Below are 22251 nucleotides of genomic sequence, written 5' to 3' on the forward strand. Positions count from 1 at the left end.
GCCCTCCTCCTATTCGTCGTCACCTTCTACGGTGACGGTATATTCGTTGGAGCGGGCTTCGGCCGTGTAGGTCTGTCCGCCGGACTCATAGCGGCCGGAGGCGGCGGCGTAACCGGACAGCACCGTCCCTGCCGCGTCCTCCCGGATTCGGACCCGGCAGCGGATGATCCGGCGTTCTCCGGGACCTACGACGCCAAGCGACAACCCGCCGCTGCCGTAAGACGCTGGGGCTCCGTCGATACTCAGGCCGTCCGGCACAGCTTCCATGCCGGGCAGCGGCAGAGAGCCGAGCCGCACCTCTGCCGGGAGGCTGCCGCTGTTGGCCAGCGTCACCGCGATGACCGCTTCGTCGCCCGGATGGACGCTGGCCGGCTGAGCCGCTGCCGTCAGAGACAGCAGGGGCACAGCTAAGCGCACGGAGACGGAATTTGAGCGGACAGTCTGCCGGACGGACCGGCCGTCGGGCAGCAGGGTGATGTAGCGGGCTGAAGCATAGTTGATCATTTCGGTCAGCCCGCCCTTGCCCGCAAGGGGATCGACCCGCGCGCTGAACTGCACCTTCACGAACTCGCCGGGACGAATCATCCCGAGCGGAAGACCCCGGTCGGGGAGCAGCTCGGGATAGACGGCGCCGGCTATCGTGACGCTGCCCGGCACCCAATCCGTCCCGAAAGGCGGCGAATCCTGCAGTACCACCTCGGCGGCCAGCGCGCCGGGGTTGCCGACTTCAACGGTATAGCGGAGTTCCGCTCCCGGAGCGGCGGAGACGGCATTGACCGTCTTAAGGAGGGTGAGCCCGGGCGCGAGGAGAGCGGTGGAGACGCTGTTGCTGCTCTGGCTGCGCCGCAGCGTCTCTCCTCCGACGGAATAGGAGACGACCGACTGAACGAGAATTTCCGTTGCGCTGGGGATATAGAGGGAGCGTGCCCGGAATATGACTTCCATCGACTGGCCCGGCGCAAGATCGTTCAGGAGAAGGCCGGTCTGCGGGTCGGCGGCCGGGTCATAGACGCCGTCCGCGATGACGCTTCCCGGAATCCAGCCGGCAGCGGCCGGGAGCCGAGCGGCGAAGATCGGCTCCCGGATCGCTTGAAGTCCGCTGTTGCGCAGGGTCGCGGTGTACGTCAGCACGTCCCCCGGGAATGTGGCCGCGGTATTCACGGCTAGGGAGATTTCCAGCAGGTAGGCGCGCAGAGCGACCGTCACGGTCCCGGACTCGGCACTGCCGCGCACCTGCTGTCCGTCCGGCCCGGTGAAGAAATAATCGGCCCGGGCGCGGTTGCGATACTCCAGGGAAGGCGGGAGCGCCACCGACAGCGCCTGGAATACGATGGAGGCTTCGCTGCCGGGAAGGAGGAGTCCCACCGGAATGCCGGCAGCCGGATTGGCCCCCGCCAGCGGAAGGCCGCCTGCAAGAACGCTGTTCGGCACAAAGGCCAGGCCTTCCGGCAACGGATCGTACAGGAGGACCTCGGCAGCGGCGTTGCCGGTATTCCGGACGGTCATCCGGAATACCAGCGTATCGCCGAGGCCGGCGCTGTCACGGTCGGCATGCTTGTGCAGGGAGATGGACGGCCCCAGGACCGGGGTGCGGACGATATTGGAGAAAGCGATGGCCTCGGCGCCCGCCGCTCCCTGGAACAGAACCAGGGACTGGTTGACGATCAGCGGCTCGGTCATAGAGCAACGACCTGCACCTGGAACGTCACGTTGACGGATGCTCCGGCAGCGATGGTACCGATCGGGACGCCGGTTGCCGGACTCTCTCCCGGCATCGGCGTGCCGTTAACCGCTACGCTTCCGCCGACGAACTGGCTGCCTGCCGGAATCGGGTCGATCAGTACGGCGTTGCTCACCTCTGCCGTGCCGTTGTTCGTTACGGCGATGGTATACGTAATGATATCTCCCACCACGGCATTGGAGACCGAGGTATTCTTGACGACCGTCACATCGGGAGAGGAGAGCGGAACGGCCAGTGAATTGGAGACGGCGGAGCCGTTGAGGAGCCGGCCGTCCGGCGGGCTGTACGTGTAGCTGGACGAAGCTTGATTCACGAGCTGCTGCGGCGCTGGCGACGAGTCGGCGGCCAGAACCGTCAAGGTTACCGTCGCCGGGCTGCCCGGGGCAACCGGTCCGACGGCGATTCCGCCGGACGGATCGACGCCGGGGAGAGGAACGTTGTTAAGCAGCACGCTGTTGGGCACGAAGGTCGCTCCGGCCGGTATGCTGTCGAACAAGGTGACATCGGCCGACAGGTTCCCTCCATTCGTAATCAGAATGCTGTAGGTGAGCGTGTTGCCAATGGTGACGTTGGCAAGGCTGGCGGTTTTGGCTAGGGTGAGGATAGGCTGATAGACCGGGACGGCAACAGTGTTCGAGTAAGAAGCTCCCGAGAAGGCGCCCGAAGTGAAGCTTACCGAAGCCTGATTGTTCAGAACGGCGGGGCTCGGAAGCGACGTGACGTTCAGGTTGAAGGCAACCTGTACCGTTGCGCCCGGCGCCAAGGTGCCCAGAGAAATGCCGGCTGCCGGGTTGGCAGACGGGCGGGCCGTACCGCCAACCGTTACACTGCCGGGGACCAGAATCGTCCCGGCCGGAATCGGGTCGCTCAGAACGACATTGTCCACCGCTGCAATTCCGTTGTTCGTGACCGCAATCCCGAAAGTGAAGGTATCTCCGACTACGACGTCGGCAACGGCTGTAGACTTCACAACCGTCACATTCGGAGAGGATACCGAAATCAGAACGGTGTTGGAAGCCAGGCTTGCCGTGAACGGGCGTCCGTCCGGCAAGGTATAGGACAAGGATACCGCCGCCTGATTGGCAAGCTGCTGACTGGGCGGGAGCGTCTGGATGACCGCCGAGAAGATGACGGGCAGAGAGGCTCCGGGAGCGATGCTTCCAAGCGGTATACCGGCTGCCGGGTCCGCTCCGGGAACCGGAATTCCGCCGACCAGAACGCTGTTGGGGACCAGGACGGCGCCGGCGGGAATGGTGTCAGTCAGCGTCGCGGATGCCGGATAATTGCCTGTGTTGGCGACATTCACCGTGTAGACAACCGTGTCTCCGACTGTGGCGATGGACAGGCTGCTGCTCTTGGCCGCCGACAGAATCGGCCGATAGACCGGGAGGCTGACCGTGTTGGAGAAGGTGACGCTGGAGAGCGTCCCGGATGTGAAGCTCACCGAGGATTGGTTAGTCAGCGTGCCGTCCGGAGGCAGGGCCGTTACGCTTACGCTGAAGGCGACCGTAACGGAGGAACCCGGCGTCAGGCTTCCAAGCGGGATGCCCGCCGAAGGACTGGCCGAAGGTCTCGGTTCGCCGGCAACGGTCACGGAACCGGGAATGAACGTCGTCACGGCCGCCACCACATCGCTGAGCACCAGATTATTGACGGCAGCAATGCCGTTATTGGTGACAATCACGGAATAGATGAGGGTATCTCCGACCGTAGTCGCCGAGGTGCCGGTGGTTTTGACAACACTGACATTGGGGCTGGATACCGGCAGCGACACGCTGTTCGATGAACTGGCGCCGGATGCGGTTCTTCCGTCCGGGAGGGTGTAGGTATACGAGGCGAGTCCCTGGTTCACCAGAAGCTGAGGTACGGGCAGGCTGGTAATTTCGACGGAGAAAGTAACCGTTACGAGGCTTCCGGGGGCAATCGAACCGACGGCAATGCCGCTTGCCGGATCGGCTTGGGGCAAAGGCAGTCCATTCACCAGCACGCTGTTGGGGATAAATACGCTGCCCGCCGGGAGCGTATCGGTCAGCGTGGCCGAGGCGGCATAGTTGCCGGCATTCGACACGGTCAGCGTGTAGCTGACCGTGTCGCCTACGGTGGCCTGGGCGGTGCCGGCGCTCTTGACGACGTTGAGAACCGGCTGGTAGACCGGTATGGCGATCCGGGCGGACAGCGCTGTAGCCGAGACTGCTCCCGAGGTGAAGGCCACCGAAGCCTGGTTGAGCAGTTCGGCCCCGCTCGGAACAGCGTTCACCCGGACGTTATAGGTTACCGTTACAGAGGCGCCGGGCGCCAGAGAGGAGAGCGGAATCCCAAGCGACGGATTGGCCGATGGAACCGGCGTTCCGGCCACGGTGACGCTTCCGGTCACGAAGGCGGCCTCGGGAGCCAGCGGATCGGTAAGCTGAAGATTATTGACCGCAGCAATGCCGTTGTTAAGAACAATGACGGAGTAAGTAATCACATCGCCTACGGTGGCCGCCGTCGAGCCGGTGACTTTGGTGACGGACACATTCGGAGCCGAGACGGAGATCGTGATCGTGTTCGACAGGGCCGACCCGCTGAGCGGGCGTCCGTCCGGCGTGGTGTAGGTGTAGGCAGCCGAAGCCTGGTTGTTAAGGAACTGCGGTGTTGGCAGCGAAGTGATAACTGCGCTGAAGGTGACGGTTACCGCGCCCCCCGCCGGGACAACGCCGACGGCGATGCCGGAGTCGGGTGAAGCGCCGGGAAGGGGAAGACCGCCGACAATGACGCTGTTGGCGCTGAAGGTGGTGCCGGACGGAAGCGGGTCGGTCAGCGTGACGGAAGCTTCCAGGTTGCCGGTATTGGCGACCACAACCGTATACACAATCGTATCGCCGACGGTGGCGACTGCGGCGCTGGCGCTTTTGACCAGTCCGATCTGCGGTTCAATAATCGGGGTTGCGGTGACGTTGGAGGCCGAAGAACTGGAGAAGACCCCGGAAGTGAAACTGACCGAGGACTGGTTGCTGATGAGCGTAGGATTAGGCATATGGACTCTCACCTCGAAGGATACGGCGACTGCTCCGCCCGGAGCGAGACTGCCGATCAGAATGCCGGAGGCTGGAACAGCGTTCGGAAGAGAAGCCCCGTTCACCGTTACCGTACCGGGAAGGAATGTGACATTCGGGGGCAGCGGATCGCTGTAGACCAACTGGCCTGCCGCTGCGTCTCCCGTATTCGTGATCACGCTGGTTATTGTCAGAACGTCGCCCGTTACAGCCGCTGAAGCGCTGATGCTGTTGACAACCGATACTTGGGGAGAAGAGACCGGAACCGACAGCGTGTTGGACGCCGCGGTTCCGCCGAGCCGCCGGCCGTCCGGAAGAAGGAAGGTGTAGGCGGCGCTCGCCTGATTGACGAGCCGCTGCGACGGAGGCACCGCGTTCACCGTCACCAGGAAGCTCACCGCTGTACTGTCGCCCGGGGCGAGCGGTCCCACCGGAATACCGGAGGCGGGATCGTACCCGGGGAGCGGAACGCTGCCGATCTGGACGCTGTTGGGAATAAACGCCGCCTCGGGCGGCAGCAGGTCGGTCAGGGTCGCGGAGGCGGAGATATTGCCGGTGTTGCTGACCCGGATCTGATAGCTCAGCGTGCTGCCGGCGGCCACCGGGGAGGTCCCCGCGCTCTTCAGCAGATTCAGGACCGGCTGATAGACCGGAGTCTCCGCCAGGGGAGAGACGGCCGAGCCGGAGAAGCTTCCCGAGGTAAAAGCTGCGCTTGCGCGGTTGCCCAGCACGGCGGGACTTGGCAAGGACGAGACGTTCACGGTAAAAGCAACGGCGGCCGAGGCCCCGGCCGCCAGATTCGGCAGCCGGATGCCGGCGGCCGGACTGGCGCCGGGTACCGGCGTGCCGTTCACCAGTACGCTGCCGGCCACGAAGGTCGTTCCAGCAGGGAGCGTGTCGGACAGAATGATGTTCTCCAGAAGCGCTGCGCCGGAGTTGGCGGCGGTGAGCGTATACGTCAGATTCTCGCCGACGGCGACGGCAGCCGTTCCCGCTGTTTTGGTCAGCGTCAGATTGGGTGCAGACACCGGCGTGGATATCGTGTTCGTAAGTGCAGAGCCTGTGAACGGCCCGCTCCCGCCCGGAAGCTGATACCGGTAAGCGGCCGTGCCCTGGTTCAACAAAACGGCCGGAGACGGCAGGCTGTTGACGGATACGGTGAAAGCGACCTCCGTGTCTGCGCCCGGCGCAACGGTTCCAAGCTCAATGCCGCCAAGCGGGGAAGCGGCAGGGCGGGCCACTCCGCCTACAGTTACACTGCCCGGGACGAAGGTGGTGCCGGAAGGCGGCGTATCGCTGAAGGTGACCTCTGCGCCCAGATTGCCGGTGTTGGCGATTCGGATTCTATAGACCAGCATCCCTCCCACCAGCGCGGAGGCGGCTGATGCGCTCTTGACGGCGGTGATGACCGGCAGATAGACTGCCGTCGTTACGGTGTTCGACTGAGCAATGCCGCTGAATGCGCCCGAATTGTAGGCGGCCGAGGCCCGGTTGTTCAATGAGCCGGACGAAGGGACGGCGGCGACAGAGACGCGAAAGACCGCGGCAGCCGAGGCGCCCGGCGCAAGGGTGCCGATCGGAATGCCGGTAGCCGGATCGGCTGCCGGAAGCGGCGTACCGGACAGGGATACGCTTCCGGCGACGAAGGTGCTGCCGGCGGGAAGCGCGTCGGTCAGTGTCACCGCCGTGAGCGGCGAAGCGCCGTTGTTGGCGACAACGGCGGTATAAGTCAGCGTCTGGCCGACGGCGGCCTCCGACTGGCTGACGCTTTTGACTACAGAGACATTGGGAACCGAGACGGGGAGGGTCAGCGAATTGGAAGCGGCGTTTCCCGAAAGGGTCCTTCCGTCCGGCACTTGATAGGTGTAAGCGGCAGTTGCCTGGTCGGTCAGCGCGGGCGGGGAAGGAAGGCTGCTGACGAGAACAGAGAATCTGGCGGTTACCGTCTGTCCGGACGCAACGGTTCCGATAGCGATGCCTGCGGCCGGTTTCCCGGCCACCGGCGTACCGGAGACGGTGAAGCTTCCGGGAACATAGGTGCTCCCCGAAGGGATGTTGTCGGTCAGCGTGACCGAAGCGCCGATATTCCCGCTGTTGGAGACCGAGAGCGTATAGGTTAAGGTATCGCCGACCACGGCGGCGGTCTGGCTGGCGCTCTTGGATATGGCAAGAACCGGGGAATACACGGGAAGAGTGACGGTATTGGAGGGGACGACGCCGGTAAGAACAGGACCTCCGCTGACGCTCTGGAAGGTAAAGGCGGCGCTGGCCGTGTTGGCGACCTGCTGCGGGCTCGGGAGCGATGACACTCTGGCCTGATAGACCACGGTGACGGAGGTTCCGAAGTTGACGGTTCCCAGCGGGACGCCGGCGACGATGTCAAATCCGGGGCGGGAGACGCCGGCGACGCTTACGCTGCCACCTACAAAGACCAGTCCGGCCGGAAGCGCGTCGGTCAGGACGGCGCTTGTGGCGTTGGCGGTCCCGGTGTTGGCAACCGTCACCGTGTAGGTGAGAAGATCGCCGACGACCGCACCGGCAGCGCCGGCGCTTTTGGTTACCGTAATCTTGGGAGCATTGATATCGACCTGTATCGCATTGGCATTGACCACATAAGCGTCGCCCGAGGTCGTCAGCGTAAGGACTGCGGAGGCCTGGTTATTGACCAGGCGCGGAGAGATATCCACATTCGTAATATCCCAGCCCTGACGTCCGCCGGAAATGTTGCTTCCCGGGCTGCCGTTCGTCTGGTTCCGGCTGCCGAAGGTGCCCGTGGTGTCGATCAGACCGGCGTCATTATTGATCTGGGAAGCGAAGAAATTGTTCGCAAAATTGTTCGGTCCCGACAGCGCGGCCAGCGAAGCGGCGTTCGGACCGAACAAGGCCTGGTCGCCGGCACGGTTCGCGTCGCCCTCCTGGGCGCTGAACAGCGCCCGGCCGCCCAGCGCGCCGGAGACCGGCGTGGCAAATCCGGTGAGCGTTGTGGTCACCGGAGCGGAGGTCGATTGAACGAGCACGGCCCCCGCCCGAAGCGACATATTCCGGAAGGGGAGCGACGGATTCTGATAAATGACGCCCAGTGTCCAGCCGGCGTGATTTGCGGTGGGATCGCCGCTGATGACAATGGTCCCGGCTACCCCGCCCGTAATATAGCGTCCTGCCCCCCCAAGCTGGATGTAGGAGGTCACGTTGGCGGACCGGACGTAAGCGGAGGCCCCGTTGCCGAGATCCACATTGTTGCTCGTCGCCGAATCGGGTGATACGCTGATAACGGTTCCCGAGGGCAGCGTCAGCGAGACCGGATTGTTAATCTGGGCGCTCAAGTTGACGGTTCCGTTAATGTAGGAGCCGCCCCAGATTAATTCCGCGTACAGAACGGTGCTGCTCGGCGGAAGATTGAGGATGGCCGCTGAGCTGTTGGCGGTGTACAGGCTTGTCGTTCCGGCGGGATAGGAATTGTAGACGGAAGCGGTGTTGACCGTGGTGAAGGCGCCGATACTGTCCTGAGTGCCGGGAACGCCTGCTGTGTCAGACCGGCTCAGACCGAGCGTGTTGCCCGTGAACGTAACGGCGCCGGTGGCATTGATCGTTGCTCGTACGACGAGAGGAATCGTGCTCACCTCCTGGGCCGGCGTCCCCGGTTGCGATGGCCTGCCTGCGGGTTGCCGGGAATTGACGGAAAGAATGGCGTTAGGTAAGCTTATGTGCAGCAAGGGTTCCATTATGACTGCTGCGGAGGAATGGAGGAGGAGCGCATGGCGGGTACGCTGTATGCGAACGGACGTTTATACGGATACCCGGACGATGGCCCGGGCCGGCTGTTGTCGGTCTATACCGAGGAAGGGCGAATCGCGGCCATCGGGAGCGCGGAGGAACTGAGGCTCCAGCTCGCGGGCCGCAGCTACGGCACCGTGGATTGGGAAGGCGCGGCGGTACTGCCGGGACTGGTCGATGCGCATATGCACCTGGCCATGACGGGGATGAAGCTGGACATGCTCGATTTTACGGGATGCGCTTCCCGGGAGCAGATGCTGGAAGCGATCCGGGAGCGGGCTGCGGTCACGCCGTCGGGAGAGTGGATTCTCGGACTCAACTGGAATGAAAATGATTTTGCGCCGGCCGAGGCGCCGCACCGGCTGGAGCTGGATGCCGTAACGGACCGGCATCCGGTCTTCCTGACCCGCACCTGCTTCCATGCGTATCTCGGGAACAGCGAAGCTTTTCGCCGGGCCGGCGTTGCGGCGGATACGCCGGACCCTCCGTCCGGCTCATATGGAAGGGACCCGGACGGGTCTTTGAACGGCTGGATCTATGAGGATGCGTCCCGGCCGTTCTCCGCCGTTCAGCCGAAGCCGGACTATGCCGCCCTGAAGGCGGCGGTCCGCCGGGGCGCGGAGCACGCCCTGTCGCTCGGTCTGACCGGCGTGCATACGGAGGACCTGCGCCTGATCGGCGGAGCGGAGACCATGCTGCGCATTCACCGGGAACTGCGCGAAGAGGGTCTTGCCTTCCGGACGCATCAGCTGATGTACCATGAGTATCTGCCCGAGCTCGCCGAGCTGGGCCTGCGCGCCGGCAGCGGGGACGAATGGCTGCGGATCGGAGCCGTCAAGCTGTTCGCGGACGGCGCCATCGGCGGACGGACGGCACTGCTGTCTGCTCCTTACAGCGATGCGCCGGGCACCTCCGGCATGGCGGTCCACACGCCGGAAGAGCTGGAGCGCATCTTCGCAGAGGCGCGGCGGATCGGCTTCCCTGTGGCGGTTCACGCCATCGGTGACGGAGCTGCGGATCTGACGCTGACGGCGATGGAGCGGGTGCCGCTGCCGCAGAGCTGCCGGCTGCCCGACCGGTTCATCCACGCGCAGGTGCTGCGCCGGGACCTGGTCGTTCGCATGAAGAATCTGCCGCTGATTGCCGACATTCAGCCCCGGTTCGTGGCGAGCGACTTCCCCTGGGTGCTGGAGAGGGTGGGGCCGGAACGCACCCGCTGGCTCTACGCGTGGAAGAGTCTGCTGGAAGCCGGAGTGGTCTGCGCAGGGGGAAGCGACGCGCCGATTGAACCGGTCAGCCCGTTCCTCGGGATGCATGCAGCCATAACCCGCCGGAAGCCGGGCGAGCGCCACGCCGGCTATGTGCCGGAGGAGAAGCTCACGGCCGGTCAAGCGCTCGGATTGTTCACTTCGGGCAGCGCGGCTGCGGCCGGAGAGACGGCGGAACGCGGCAGTCTGGAGACCGGCAAGCGGGCCGACTTCACGGTCATGGACCGCCCGCCGGGCAGCGACCCCGATGATCTGCTCGCCGCGCGCGTGCGCATGACGGTAGTCAACGGTACGGTGGCGTACAAGCTGTAACCGGCTTGTTAATAAACGGTAACCCAATGGAGAGCGTCCTGTGGTAGATTGATCCAAGTACCTTATGGATGGGTACCTTAGTCCCTTATATCCCTGCGACAAGGAGATTTCTATGTTGAAGCCGATTTATCGAACAGCGCTTGGGGCGGCGCTCTCGCTGCTGCTGGCGGCGGCGCCCCTGGCCCCTCTTCCGGCAGGCGAAGCCCGGGCCGCCCGAACGGAAGCGGTCCCGACGGGGCCGGCGGCTGTCGCCGCAGCCCATATCTTACCGGCAGCTTCTGGCCGGACCGCAGGCCATGCCGACGTCTCTGTCCGCTGGAATGGCCAAGTGTTGAACTTGTCCCCTGCCCCTTATATCAGCAACGGGGTCACGATGGTTCCTCTGTCCATGATTCAGAAACTCGGCAGCGTGTCGGCGCACTGGCAGTCCGATGAGGGCCTGGTGCGCATCTGGATGACCCGGGGCGGCGTCTATGATTTCAAGCCGGGAGAAAGGGAAGTGAGGGAGACGGCGGAGGCGGGTCGCTATCCGCTGGCTGCGCCGATTGCCGGGCAAGGCAGCGAGACGATGCTTCCGCTTCGCTTTATCGCGGAACTGGCGGGAGCGGATGTCCGCTGGAACGCCTCCGTCCGCAGCGCAGAGGTCGTCACGGGACGGACCGTGCTGGCGGCGGTGCCCGGCGGCGGTCCGCGGCTGTTCCGTATCGGCAAGAAGGCGGATACTTTTGAAGGCATGCGGCTGGAATGGGATGGCTGGGTGAAATCGTTCCCGTACTGGAAGAACCCGGTCGATGCGTCCCATGCTCCGGTTCTGGAGACAGGCGATATCGGCGGGGATCAGAGTCCCGAAGCCGTGATCCGTCTGAACGCCGGATGGGGGACGGGGCTTCATCTGGAGGAGGTTCATGTCATCGAACGCCGTTCCTTCAAGGAGATACCGGTCGATGATCCGGTCGAGGCGGCCCGCAATCGGATCGGCAGCTCGGTATCGCTGCGGGGGGATCAGGTCATTATCCGGGCGGAAACGCCCGGCGGCGGGGATCAAATCAGCCGCAGCGCTTCCTCTTACGGAACGGAAGCCGCAGCGCTGGACCGGCAGAAGATCGCCTTCGGGTCCATTATCTATTATGGGATCGAAGGGGGACGGCTGACCGCGAGGCTTGGCGGGGCTATCGGGAATGCCGATTTTGTAGGGGAGGCGCGGATCGTCTACCGGTATGAGGAGGGACGCTACAAGGCGGACCAGGCCACCTTCTCGTTCTATCCGTCCCGCCCTTAACCCCGGCCGGCTCCCATCAACTGGCAGCGCCCCTGACTGGCGGATCACGGATCCGCCGGACAGGGGCGCTGCCGATTGCGTCTAGGACGCGCCGACATTAGCCAGACCGACTGCAATTACCAGAATGAACAGCAGCAGAATCAGACCGTTGATGAGGGTGCCGATGACCGCCAGAGCTTTCTTGCGGTCCCGCAGGGCGATGCCGATAATGCCGGTGATTACTCCGATCAGATTCAGTGCCGCCAGGCCGAGAACCGACATGCCAAGCAGGATGAATGCCTCGCTGGAGTCGCTGCGCAGTTCCCCGATCTCGTCGATCAGAGGGGCAATGATGGCGCCCGCGGCGGCCAGAGCGGCGATATAGCCGACAACCGTGACCAGGCCAATGACGAAGGAAGCGATCCCCGGGCCTGAATGTCTGCGGTCTTGCAGGTTCTTATAGTCTTGCGCTTCCGTGGGTTCGCTCATTCCGTAGCCGGATGGCGGTTGGGCGGAAGGCGATGGGCCTTCCGGCGGATTGACTTGTGGCTCGTCCATAATCGAACTCCTTCAAGATGAGTAGTGGTGAATCCAATGCTGCTTCTCTTACTCTTCCATAAGGGGGCGAGAAAAGCAAGCACATCCCGCACTCCTGGTGGAAAAGACTTGCCGCTTGCGATAAGATGAATCCGTGCCGCCGAACAAGCGGCTAAGACCAGCGGATCGAAGGAGAGAAAGACATGCAGCGTTTCTATGCGGGCTGGGGAGCTCTGCTGCTGATGCTGGCCGTTGCCATTGGCGCATTTGGCGCCCATATGCTGAAGACGGCAATCAGCGCGGATGATTTGACAGTCTATGAGACCGGTGTGCATTATCACATGGTACATGCGCTCGGAATTTTGGCCATTGCTCTGGCAGCCGGACAATGGGGCGAGAGCGCCCGGCTGCGCTGGGCAGCCCGGCTGATGCTGACCGGCATCGTCCTCTTCTCGGGCAGCCTCTATGTGCTCAGTATCTCGGGAATCAAGGCCCTTGGCGCCATTACGCCGCTTGGCGGCGTGGCGTTCATAGCAGCATGGCTGCTGCTGGCGCTTGAAGCTTTCTCGCGGCGCGAATCCCGGCGCTGACCGCAGATCGCAATCGCGCAAGAACGCCCCGGCACAGACCCGATATTCGGGAAGGCCGGGGCGTTCTTGTCCCTACATGAACTCGTCGATTTCGTTGAGCTTGAAGGTATAAACCTGTTTCTCATCCACATGGTAGACATTGATCGTATTCGTGGCCTCATCCAGATTCAGCACCCGGCACGGAATGGAGAGCTGCTTGCCGTAGCGGTTCGCCCGGATGCGGATCAGCTGATTCTTGCGGATGAATTCCCGGATCTGGATATAGATCGGACCGAACGGATGGGCTTCGCCTCCGGTTCGGGGGGCGGCAGCCGCTCCGCGCGCGGCTTCTGGTCTGGCGGCCGGTGCGGTCTTGGCCTCTGCCGAAGGTGTGGCTTCGGCAGAAGTCTTGGCGGCAGTCAATGGCTTGGCGGGCTCCGCTGCGGCCGCGTCGGCGGCTCCAGCCTTGCCCTGGGACAAATTTCGCTTGGCGTTCTGAAGCAGCTCGTCGATGGTTCTTCCAAGCTGCAGGTTGGAATTAATCTTGAAGTCGGTTACATACTCGCTTCCATTCAGCAGTTCAAGCAGATACTGCAAGGCAAGCGGGTTGGTCTTGGCATTTATTAAAATGTCAAGATTAAACAGAAATTGACCTTCCGTGCTTCGCAGTTTGTTGTTCATAAGTCCCCCAGCCTGTTCAATATAGCGCTTCTTTTGCGTATTTACACTATATCATTATCATTGAAAGAAGAACAGCGGGGGAACAGATCGAATTGGGACTATCGGCCCGGGAACCTTGATGCGCAACCGGGACATTTGTCCGCACCCCTGCTCCCTGAATGGCATACATTTAGATAGAGCATGACGGGAAGCAAGAAGAAAGGCGGTGTGCAGCAATGGTAACACTGAAACCGATTGTGATCGGCGGACATACGATGCTTGGCGTAGTGGTGCAGCTCCCCAAGACAACTCTTCTAAGCGTCAGCACGGACAAGGGATACATCATGTGCGGAGCGCTGGATGTCGGACTGCTGAACGACAAGCTGAAGGACCGCGGTATTATTGCAGGCCGGGCGGTAGGCGTACGAACGCTGGAGCAGCTGCTAAACTCTCCCCTGGAGTCGGTTACGCATGAAGCCGAGAAGCTTGGCATTGCGGCGGGAATGTCCGGGCGGGAAGCGCTGCTGCGGATGGTCTAGGAACGCTGGCACAAAGCGGCCATACAGGTGTAAAATGGAGGAGCGGAAGCGAAATTCCGCTCCTTTTTGCCCGTTCGCGAACCCTCAGGCATAACCCTCCTTCCGTTCGTCCATCCTACAATTGATCTTTGGACGGCTGTGCGCAGCCGCACGGCCGGGAGGAAGACGCCGCTTTGTTTCGGCGGAACGGGGCTAGGGTAATGTGACAGTAGACGACGACAAGGCCGGCACGACGGATCAGACACAGCCGGTCAAATTCTAAGTGGACAAGGAAGGGATCAACGATGGCCAAAGCAACCAACAAAACGAACACGACTTCCATCGAGCAGGTGCTCAACAAAGAGGTGGCGAATCTCAACGTCCTCTATGTGAAACTTCATAACTACCACTGGTACGTGAAGGGCGAGCAGTTCTTCTCTCTGCATGTGAAATTTGAGGAACTGTACGATGAAGTTACGCTGAAAATGGACGAGGTGGCCGAGCGCCTGCTGAGCATCAAGGGCAAACCTGCGGCTACGATGAAGGAATATCTGGAGCTCTCCACCATTCAGGAAGCTTCCGGCAACGAAGATACCCGCGGCATGGTTCAGACGCTGATTGAGGACTTCTCGACGGTAGCGGAAGAGCTTAGCGAAGGGATCGAACTCGCCGAGGAGAACGGCGATCAGCCGACGGCCGATCTGTTCATCAAGATCCGTACGGATCTGGAAAAACACGCCTGGATGCTTCGCTCGTTCCTGGATAAGTAAGGTTGATGTTATGCATATGAACGCTCTCATGTGAGAGGGTGTGACGAATGGTTGAAGAAGAGCCCGTTTTGGGCTCTTTTTTCATTCACCATGTCGATTGCCTACATGAGTTGTTATAATATAGATATCAAATTCGGAACGGCCGGACGGCGGGAGCCGCGAGGCCAGGAGAGGAGAGCAGCCCCATGAAGATTGAACCGACGGCTCTGAAGGAATGGGCCGCAGCCGCCGAACTGTTGGGGGAGGGAGAGAGCATCCTTCTTCTCCGAAAGGGCGGAATCCGGGAAGAAACCAAGCGGTTTGAACTCCGCAGCTCTTCCTTCTATTTCTTCCCTACGTATGAGCACCAGAAGCCCTGGTTGTTCAAGGAACCTTACCGTCCGCTAGTCGAGAAATCGCTGGCCGAGGCCCATCCCGGTGCTGACCGGATTACGCTATTCTACTGGGCGGAGGCGGCGGACGATCTGGAGATCCGGACCGAGGAAGAGCTGGAGGCGCTGTATCCTTACCATATTTGGACTAAGGAAATGGCTGCGGAGAGACTCCGGTGGAAGCCGCGCGAGCCGCTGCATGCCCTGCTGCTTCGGGTCTACCGGCTGGATCAGCCGCTAGAAATTCCCGTCCATCCGGAATATGGAGGCTGCCGGTCCTGGATCGGTCTTCAGGATACGCCCGAACCCGGGAAATCCGTGCCCGTGCTGGATGAGGAGCGTTTTGAAGCCCGGCGGCAGGAAATCCGACAATGTTTGATAAAGCTGAGGGATTATAATAAAATGAGTGAGAATCATTGATAATCATTGATTATACAATTTATAATGATTATAATTTAATACAGAATCTAAATAGTTCCGCTGGCGTGTTACAGGGTCATCCCCTGCAGACGGATACAGGCTAGGCAAATCGATTATTGGAGGGAATTCACGTTATGGCAGCAGATTTCGTCATTTCTGGACTCAAGGCAACCATTGAAGGCAAGGAGATTCTGAAGGGTATTGACCTGCAGATGAAGGGCGGAGAAATTCACGCGATCATGGGACCGAACGGTACCGGCAAGAGTACGCTGGCTTCGGCTCTGATGGGGCACCCCAAATATGAAGTGACGGAAGGCGCGGCTACGCTGAACGGCGAAGACCTGCTGGAGATGGCCGTTGATGAGCGCGCACGGGCAGGCCTCTTCCTGGCCATGCAGTACCCGAGCGAAATTTCCGGCGTAACGAACTCCGACTTCCTGCGCAGCGCCATCAACGCCCGCCGCGAAGAAGGAAGCGAGATCTCGCTGATCAAATTTATCCGTCAGATGGAAGGCAAGATGAAAGAACTGGAGATGAATCCGGAATTCATGCACCGCTACCTGAACGAAGGCTTCTCGGGCGGCGAGAAGAAGCGGAATGAAATTCTCCAGATGATGATGCTGGACCCGAAGATCGTCATTCTTGACGAGATCGACTCCGGCCTTGACATCGACGCGCTGAAGATTGTAGCGCAGGGCGTGAACGCCATGCGCAGCGAAGAGCGCGGTTTCCTGGTTATTACCCACTATCAGCGTCTGCTTAACTATATCAAGCCGGATTTCGTCCATGTCATGATGCAGGGCCGCATTGTCAAATCCGGCGGTCCGGAGCTGGCGGAGCGTCTGGAAGCCGAAGGTTACGAATGGGTCAAGGAAGAGCTGGGCATCGAGGACGAAACCGTCGGACAAGAAGCGTAACCGGACTGGAAGGAGGAGAATAGAGATGACGACGCAAACCATACTTCCGGTTGAAGCCGGCACGCTCGGCGAATGGTCGGTGCGCAGCGGGGAACCGGACTGGCTGACAGAGAGCCGCCTGAAGGCGCTGGAGCTCGCGGCCGGCCTGGAGCTTCCGAAGCTGGAGAAGACCCGGATCGACCGCTGGAATATTCAGCAGTACGGGAAGAACCAAGAGAGTGTGCGGATCGGGCAGCTGGCTGATGCGCCCGAATCCATCCGCAGCCTGATCGAAGGCGCGGGAGAAGGAAATCTGCTGATCCAGCACAATTCCGGAGTGGTCTACGCCAAGCTGGCTCCCGGACTTGAGGAGCAGGGGGTAGTCTTCACCGATCTTCAGACAGCCGCCAAGGAACACGGCGAACTGGTTCGCCGCTATCTCGGCAAAGCGGTTGCCGCGGACGAGAGCTCCGTAGCGGCGCTGCACGCGGCGCTGTGGAACGGCGGGGTATTCCTCTACGTGCCGAAGAATGTAGTGATCGACGCGCCGATACAGGCCGTCTATCTCACAGATGATGCAGAGAGCGCATTTGTGCCGCATGTGCTGATTGTAGCCGAACGCGGCAGCGCGCTGACTTATGTAGACAATTATGTGTCCGCCAAGACGGAAGCCGGGCTCCACAACGGAGCGGCGGAAGTGTTCGTCGGAGCCGGCGCTCAGGTGCGGTTCGCTTCGGTGCACCAGTTCGGAGCGGATACAACCGATATTACGTACCGCCGCGCCGTCGTGGACAACGACGGATCAATCGAGTGGATTATCGGCGAAATGAACGACGGCGATACCGTCGGCGACACGAAGTCCTTGCTTCAGGGCAACGGCTCCACCTCGAATGCGATGATTATCGCCGTGGGATCGGGATCGCAGCGGCTTAACTACTCCTGCCGCGCCCAGCATTTCGGCAAGAATACGCCGAGCGACATGATTACCCGGGCGGTTATGCGCGAGAACGCCTCGTCCATTATCAACAGCATTACGAAGATTGAGAAGGGCGCTACCCGCGCTGACGGACAGCAGACAGCCAAAGTGCTCATGCTGAGCCCCAAGGCCCGCGGCGACGCGAACCCGATTCTGCTGATCGACGAAGACGATGTATCCGCCGGCCATGCCGCTTCCGTAGGACAGGTCAATCCGGAGCAGATCTATTATCTGATGTCCCGCGGAATTTCGCGCAGCGATGCGGAAAAACTGATTATTTACGGCTTCCTTGCTCCCGTTGTCTCGCAAATTCCACTGGAGGGGCTGCGCGATCAGCTTCAGTCTCTTGTGGAAAGGAAGTTGGGTCAATGAATGCCTCCATCCGGGAGCAGTTCCCGATTCTGAACCAGAACGTCAACGGCCATCCGCTCGTGTACTTGGACAGCGCCGCGACTTCCCAGAAGCCGCGGCAGGTCATCGAGGCGATCAAGGCTTACTATGAGCACGACAACTCCAATGTTCACCGCGGCGTACACACGCTGGGCAGCCGGGCAACCGACGCCTACGAAGGCGCGCGGGAGAAGGTGGCGCGCTTCATCGGCGCCAAGAGTACGAAAGAGATTGTGTTCACCCGGGGTACGACCACAGCCCTGAATCTGGTCGCTTCCTCTTACGGGCCTTCGGCCGTCGGAGAGGGAGACGAAATCGTCGTAACGCAGATGGAGCATCACAGCAACTTCATCCCGTGGCAGCAGCTTGCCAAGCGTACCGGCGCGACGCTGAAGTTCATTCCGCTGCAGAAGGACGGCCGGATTACGGTGGAGGATGCGGAAGCGACCATTACCGACCGCACGAAGATCGTCGCGATCGCCTATGTCTCGAACGTCATGGGTGTTACCCATCCGGTGAAGGAGATTGCGGCCATCGCCCACAGGCACGGTGCCGTTATCGTGGTGGACGGCGCGCAGAGCACGCCGCATATGAAAGTAGACGTTCAGGACCTCGATTGCGATTTCTATGCCCTGTCCGCCCACAAAATGTGCGGACCGACCGGCATCGGCGCTCTCTACGGCAGACGGGCGCTCCTGGAGAAGATGGAGCCGGTAGAATTCGGCGGCGAAATGATTGACGATGTCGGCCTCTATGATTCCACCTGGAAGGAGCTCCCCTGGAAGTTCGAAGGGGGAACGCCGATTATAGCCGGTGCGGTCGGGCTTGGAGCCGCGATTGATTTTCTGGAAGAGATCGGTATGGATGAGATTCACCGCCATGAGATCAAGCTGGCCGCGTATGCGGAGCAGCGCTTGTCGGAAGTGGAAGGTCTGACGATCTTTGGTCCCCGGGGCCGCGAGGTCGGACTCGTTACCTTCAATCTGGGAGACGTTCACCCGCATGATGTGGCGACGGTGCTTGACTCGGAAGGCATCGCCATCCGGGCCGGACATCATTGCTGTCAGCCCCTGATGCGCTGGCTGGAAGTCAGCTCGACGGCGCGGGCCAGTCTGTATCTGTACAATACAGAAGAAGACATCGACCGGCTGGTCTCGGCACTAATCCGCACAAAGGAGTATTTTGCCGATGCAATTGGATGATTTATACCGCCGCGTCATTATGGATCATTACAAGAACCCCCGGAACCGCGGCCTGTTCGAGGATGATTCGCTCAAGGTAGAGCTGAACAACCCGACCTGCGGAGACCGGATTACCCTCCAGCTGAAAGTCGAGGACGGACGGGTGAAGGATGCGCGCTACGCAGGCGAGGGCTGTTCGATCAGCATGTCGTCGGCCTCCATGATGACCGAGTCCGTCAAGGGCCGGACCGTGGAGGAAGCGCTGGATCTGGCCGGCCGCTTCTCCAGACTGATGCAGGGTGAAGAAGTGAATTTCGACGATTACGAAGACATCGAGGCACTGGCCGGCGTCAACAAGTTCCCGGCGCGGATCAAATGCGCCACACTCGCCTGGAACGCGCTGCGCAAGGGGATCGACGAGGAAGAGCGTCAGCACAGCTAGAAGAAGGCCGGCAACGGCAGGGTGAACTATAAGGAGGCGAACGACCCATGGCTAAGAAAGCGCCTGAAATGGAAGAATACAAGTACGGGTTTCGCGACGAGCACAAGGCGGTGTTTCAGACCGGCAAAGGACTGACGCCCGAGATCGTCAAGGAAATTTCCAAGATCAAGAATGAACCGGAATGGATGCTGGAGTTCCGCCTGAAATCGCTGAAGCAGTTCGAGAAGATGCCAATGCCGCGCTGGGGCGGGGATCTGGACGAACTGGATTTTAACGACATTCAGTATTATGTGCGTCCTTCGGAGAAGCAGGGCAAGACCTGGGAAGAGGTTCCGGCCGAAATCAAGGAGACGTTCGACAAGCTGGGCATTCCGGAAGCGGAGCAGAAGTTCCTGGCCGGCGTGTCGGCGCAGTACGAATCCGAGGTCGTCTATCACAGCATGCAAAAGGACCTTGAAGAACAGGGCGTTATCTTCATGGATACGGACACCGCGCTCCGCGAGCATCCCGAGCTGCTGAAGGAATACTTCGGCACCGTAATCCCCCCGGCGGACAACAAGTTCGCGGCGCTGAACAGCGCGGTCTGGTCCGGCGGTAGCTTCATCTACGTGCCGAAGGGCGTGAAGTGCGAAGTGCCGCTGCAGGCGTACTTCCGCATCAACTCCGAGAACATGGGCCAGTTCGAACGGACGCTGATCATTGCCGATGAGGACAGCTTTGTCCACTACGTGGAGGGCTGCACCGCTCCAATCTACAGCACGAATTCGCTGCACAGCGCCGTTGTAGAGATTATCTGCAAAAAGAACGCCCGCGTTCGTTACACGACGATCCAGAACTGGGCGCCGAACATCTACAACCTGGTCACCAAGCGCGCCGTTGCCGAAGAGAATGCGACGATGGAATGGGTCGACGGCAACATCGGCTCCAAGCTGACCATGAAATATCCGGCCGTTGTCCTCAAGGGACGCGGCGCGAAGGGCTCCGTGCTGTCGATCGCCGTTGCGGGCAAGGGACAGCACCAGGATGCCGGCGCGAAGATGATCCATCTGGCGCCGGACACCACTTCGACGATCGTCTCCAAGTCGATCAGCAAGCACGGCGGCAAGGTGACGTACCGCGGTCTGGCTTCCTTCGGCCGCCAGGCGGAAGGCGCCAAGTCCAACATCAAGTGCGATACGCTCATTCTTGACAACCAGTCGACGTCCGACACGATCCCGTACAACGAGATCATGAACGACAATATCATGCTGGAGCATGAGGCCACGGTCTCCAAAGTATCCGAAGAGCAGCTCTTCTATCTGATGAGCCGCGGCCTGTCGGAAGCCGAAGCGACGCAGATGATTATCATGGGCTTCATCGAGCCGTTCACGAAGGAGCTGCCGATGGAGTACGCGGTTGAGATGAACCGGCTGATTAAGTTCGAGATGGAAGGCAGTATCGGTTAATCCGGCAGACCCTTCTGAAATATATCCCGGTGTTGGTTAAATACGTGTCCGCAGTGAGCTTGACACTCTGGTGTCAAGGCGCTCGGGCACGTATTTTAGGTTGAACGTCCGTTTCGGGCAGTGGACGTGGACAAGGTCATCCCACCTTATTTCTGATCTTTACCAACTCGTTAATAAAATAATTCAGTTGAGTCTTCGTGGATTTAATAGAAACGGTGGGATTTTTCTTTTTGGCTGCATAATCCTGTTTCAGAGCGTCCAAGGCTAACCCGGCAGCCAGTGCGGCGATTCCATCCCCGATTGCAGCAATGGATCCACCTATAAACGCCAGCTTGGCAATTTCAATATCACGCAGATCCTTGTTATTGGCCAATCCTGGTACCTCCTATATTCACATATGTACTAATATATGCGATCGTTGGCCAATGGTTAAAAAGGCATCCGGCAAGGAGCGTCCTTTCGAGGCCTGTCCAGCGGACATAAAAAAACAGGCAGCGCTCCAATGGAAGATTGGACTGCTGCCCGTCTGCTCGGGCTATTCCATATAAATTTCTACAATTCCAACGTTGCGGTCGCGTGCCAGATCAAAGAACCGGCCCTCGCTCTGCACAAGCGGACGGAACATATCCGTCGGGTTGTTCATAATAATTACGCCCATGTCGCCGGAGCTGAGGAGAACGCGCTTGCCGATGAAGTTCGGCATCATATGCTGGATGAAGGCCTGAACGGCTTTGGCGTTCAGCTTGCCGAAGCTCAGGTTATGTATTTCCCGGAGAACTGCAATCAGCTCCTGCTTGGATTGATAGACTCTCGCGGTGGTCATGGCGCTGTATACATCGGCGATGGCGGCGATCTGGGCGTACGGGTGAATCTCCGGCTTGCGGAGTCCGTTCGGATAGCCTGTGCCGTCTTCCCGTTCATGATGCTGCAGAGCGACCAGAGCCGTATGCTCGTCCGGCATGGAGTTCCGGATAATCTCGTAACCATGCAAGGTATGTTTCTTCACTTCTTCAAATTCCTCGGGGGTGAGCTTCTGCGGCTTGCTCAGAATGGAGGCCGGTATCCGGCATTTGCCGATATCGATCAGAAAGCCGGCCTTGCTGATTTCGTAGCATTCCTTCTTGCCGTATCCGAGCCAGCTGGCCAGGAAGTAGCTCAGCATACCGACCTGCAGGGAATGATTATACGTATAATCGTCTTCCCGGTCCAGAAGCAGCAACAGCGTTACAACGTCTTTGTGCCGGTCGAGAGACTGGAGCATGGGCTGCAGGACATCATCCACCATGGACTGATTGAAACTGCCTTTGGTCAACGCTTCCAGATAGAGCGATTCAAAACCGATGATCGTGTTGTCAAAATTCGTGGTGACGGCCTGGATGGCTGAGGATCTTCCGGCGCTGACAGGAGAGGGGGAGACCGATTCGATATCGACGTAATCGACACCGTGCTGAATCAGCCGGAATATCTCGTCTGTCTGCAACTGCGTACCCTTGGGGAGGACATGAAGACCGCGTGAACTGAACGTATCTTCTTTCAGATAATCCCCCGGTTTAAGATCTGTGACATGCACTCTCAAGTCTTTCTTCCACCTCTGCTTGCAAATTGACTAACCTCAATCCATGCAAGGCGAATCTTGTCAAAATAAACGGTTGGAACGACCGCCGTTGCTTCTAATCTGAAGCATAGCA

General features: G+C 60.3%; 17 protein-coding genes. 11 read left to right on the plus strand and 6 right to left on the minus strand.

Going from position 1 to position 22251, the window contains the following annotated elements; all coding sequences use genetic code 11:
- Positions 1-9 precede the first annotated feature (9 nt).
- Positions 10-1680 (minus strand): DUF11 domain-containing protein, encoded by a 1671-nt coding sequence (locus tag F4V43_RS15180; RefSeq protein ID WP_150459102.1) that lies wholly within the window; start codon positions 1678-1680, stop codon positions 10-12.
- A complete protein-coding gene (locus F4V43_RS15185) occupies positions 1677-8396 on the minus strand; it encodes a DUF11 domain-containing protein (RefSeq protein WP_150459103.1) in 6720 nt (2239 codons plus the stop codon). Before F4V43_RS15185 ends, F4V43_RS15180 begins: the two co-directional genes overlap by 4 nt.
- Positions 8397-8531: 135 nt before the next feature.
- Here F4V43_RS15185 and F4V43_RS15190 point away from each other — a divergent pair, with 135 nt between their 5' ends.
- Both F4V43_RS15190 and F4V43_RS15195 read left to right on the plus strand, forming a co-directional pair.
- Positions 8532-10130, plus strand: a complete 1599-nt coding sequence (locus F4V43_RS15190; protein WP_150459104.1) for an amidohydrolase — start codon at positions 8532-8534, stop codon at positions 10128-10130.
- Between the two features lie 112 nt (positions 10131-10242).
- On the plus strand, positions 10243-11409 hold the full coding sequence (locus tag F4V43_RS15195; protein WP_191089605.1) for a stalk domain-containing protein: 1167 nt from the start codon (positions 10243-10245) through the stop codon (positions 11407-11409).
- Positions 11410-11490: 81 nt separating this feature from the next.
- Here the strand turns inward: F4V43_RS15195 and F4V43_RS15200 are convergent, their stop codons facing one another.
- The gene (locus tag F4V43_RS15200; protein ID WP_150459106.1) at positions 11491-11946 is read right to left on the minus strand and encodes a hypothetical protein; all 456 of its coding nucleotides are present in this window, start codon (positions 11944-11946) and stop codon (positions 11491-11493) included.
- A 182-nt stretch (positions 11947-12128) separates the two neighbouring features.
- On the opposite strand from F4V43_RS15200, the gene F4V43_RS15205 reads away from it, so the two are divergent.
- On the plus strand, positions 12129-12515 hold the full coding sequence (locus F4V43_RS15205; protein WP_150459107.1) for a DUF423 domain-containing protein: 387 nt from the start codon (positions 12129-12131) through the stop codon (positions 12513-12515).
- Positions 12516-12587: 72 nt separating this feature from the next.
- On the opposite strand, the gene F4V43_RS15210 is transcribed toward F4V43_RS15205, so the two are convergent.
- Complete coding sequence (locus F4V43_RS15210; RefSeq protein WP_150459108.1) at positions 12588-13175, minus strand: hypothetical protein; 588 nt, start codon at positions 13173-13175, stop codon at positions 12588-12590.
- 215 nt (positions 13176-13390) lie between these two features.
- Here F4V43_RS15210 and F4V43_RS15215 point away from each other — a divergent pair, with 215 nt between their 5' ends.
- The 8 genes from F4V43_RS15215 (at position 13391) to sufB (ending at position 20563) form a co-directional block, all read left to right on the plus strand.
- Complete coding sequence (locus F4V43_RS15215) at positions 13391-13693, plus strand: YunC family protein (protein ID WP_150459109.1); 303 nt, start codon at positions 13391-13393, stop codon at positions 13691-13693.
- 284 nt (positions 13694-13977) lie between these two features.
- Positions 13978-14442 (plus strand): Dps family protein, encoded by a 465-nt coding sequence (locus F4V43_RS15220; protein WP_150459110.1) that lies wholly within the window; start codon positions 13978-13980, stop codon positions 14440-14442.
- Positions 14443-14627: 185 nt separating this feature from the next.
- Positions 14628-15233 carry a DUF1802 family protein gene (locus F4V43_RS15225; RefSeq protein WP_150459111.1) on the plus strand — a complete coding sequence of 202 codons (606 nt, stop codon included), beginning with the start codon at positions 14628-14630 and terminating at the stop codon, positions 15231-15233.
- Between the two features lie 134 nt (positions 15234-15367).
- Complete coding sequence (sufC, locus tag F4V43_RS15230) at positions 15368-16150, plus strand: Fe-S cluster assembly ATPase SufC (RefSeq protein WP_150459112.1); 783 nt, start codon at positions 15368-15370, stop codon at positions 16148-16150.
- 25 nt (positions 16151-16175) lie between these two features.
- Positions 16176-17477 (plus strand): Fe-S cluster assembly protein SufD, encoded by a 1302-nt coding sequence (gene sufD / locus F4V43_RS15235; protein WP_150459113.1) that lies wholly within the window; start codon positions 16176-16178, stop codon positions 17475-17477.
- A complete protein-coding gene (locus F4V43_RS15240) occupies positions 17474-18697 on the plus strand; it encodes a cysteine desulfurase (protein ID WP_150459114.1) in 1224 nt (407 codons plus the stop codon). The genes sufD and F4V43_RS15240 overlap by 4 nt, the downstream gene beginning before the upstream one ends.
- Entirely contained in the window at positions 18684-19118 is a 435-nt protein-coding gene (gene sufU, locus F4V43_RS15245) for a Fe-S cluster assembly sulfur transfer protein SufU (protein ID WP_150459115.1), read from the plus strand. The genes F4V43_RS15240 and sufU overlap by 14 nt, the downstream gene beginning before the upstream one ends.
- A 47-nt stretch (positions 19119-19165) precedes the next feature.
- Positions 19166-20563, plus strand: a complete 1398-nt coding sequence (gene sufB, locus F4V43_RS15250; RefSeq protein ID WP_150459116.1) for a Fe-S cluster assembly protein SufB — start codon at positions 19166-19168, stop codon at positions 20561-20563.
- 136 nt (positions 20564-20699) lie between these two features.
- On the opposite strand, the gene F4V43_RS15255 is transcribed toward sufB, so the two are convergent.
- Positions 20700-20936, minus strand: a complete 237-nt coding sequence (locus tag F4V43_RS15255) for a translation initiation factor 2 (protein WP_150459117.1) — start codon at positions 20934-20936, stop codon at positions 20700-20702.
- Positions 20937-21098: 162 nt separating this feature from the next.
- The gene (locus F4V43_RS15260) at positions 21099-22139 is read right to left on the minus strand and encodes an HD-GYP domain-containing protein (RefSeq protein ID WP_150459118.1); all 1041 of its coding nucleotides are present in this window, start codon (positions 22137-22139) and stop codon (positions 21099-21101) included.
- Between the last annotated feature and the right edge of the window lie 112 nt (positions 22140-22251).

The sequence above is a fragment of the Paenibacillus spiritus genome, from assembly GCF_008710135.1.
Taxonomy (GTDB): domain Bacteria; phylum Bacillota; class Bacilli; order Paenibacillales; family Paenibacillaceae; genus Paenibacillus_AQ; species Paenibacillus_AQ glufosinatiresistens.

What these genes read in the sequence shown, in the direction of transcription:
- F4V43_RS15180 (WP_150459102.1), bottom strand. Translation starts at nt 1,680, where the DNA reads ATGACCGAGCCGCTGATCGTCAACCAGTCCCTGGTTCTGTTCCAGGGA.
- F4V43_RS15190 (WP_150459104.1), top strand. Translation starts at nt 8,532, where the DNA reads ATGGCGGGTACGCTGTATGCGAACGGACGTTTATACGGATACCCGGAC.
- F4V43_RS15195 (WP_191089605.1), top strand. Translation starts at nt 10,243, where the DNA reads ATGTTGAAGCCGATTTATCGAACAGCGCTTGGGGCGGCGCTCTCGCTG.
- F4V43_RS15200 (WP_150459106.1), bottom strand. Translation starts at nt 11,946, where the DNA reads ATGGACGAGCCACAAGTCAATCCGCCGGAAGGCCCATCGCCTTCCGCC.
- F4V43_RS15205 (WP_150459107.1), top strand. Translation starts at nt 12,129, where the DNA reads ATGCAGCGTTTCTATGCGGGCTGGGGAGCTCTGCTGCTGATGCTGGCC.
- F4V43_RS15210 (WP_150459108.1), bottom strand. Translation starts at nt 13,175, where the DNA reads ATGAACAACAAACTGCGAAGCACGGAAGGTCAATTTCTGTTTAATCTT.
- F4V43_RS15215 (WP_150459109.1), top strand. Translation starts at nt 13,391, where the DNA reads ATGGTAACACTGAAACCGATTGTGATCGGCGGACATACGATGCTTGGC.
- F4V43_RS15220 (WP_150459110.1), top strand. Translation starts at nt 13,978, where the DNA reads ATGGCCAAAGCAACCAACAAAACGAACACGACTTCCATCGAGCAGGTG.
- F4V43_RS15225 (WP_150459111.1), top strand. Translation starts at nt 14,628, where the DNA reads ATGAAGATTGAACCGACGGCTCTGAAGGAATGGGCCGCAGCCGCCGAA.
- sufC (WP_150459112.1), top strand. Translation starts at nt 15,368, where the DNA reads ATGGCAGCAGATTTCGTCATTTCTGGACTCAAGGCAACCATTGAAGGC.
- sufD (WP_150459113.1), top strand. Translation starts at nt 16,176, where the DNA reads ATGACGACGCAAACCATACTTCCGGTTGAAGCCGGCACGCTCGGCGAA.
- F4V43_RS15240 (WP_150459114.1), top strand. Translation starts at nt 17,474, where the DNA reads ATGAATGCCTCCATCCGGGAGCAGTTCCCGATTCTGAACCAGAACGTC.
- sufU (WP_150459115.1), top strand. Translation starts at nt 18,684, where the DNA reads ATGCAATTGGATGATTTATACCGCCGCGTCATTATGGATCATTACAAG.
- sufB (WP_150459116.1), top strand. Translation starts at nt 19,166, where the DNA reads ATGGCTAAGAAAGCGCCTGAAATGGAAGAATACAAGTACGGGTTTCGC.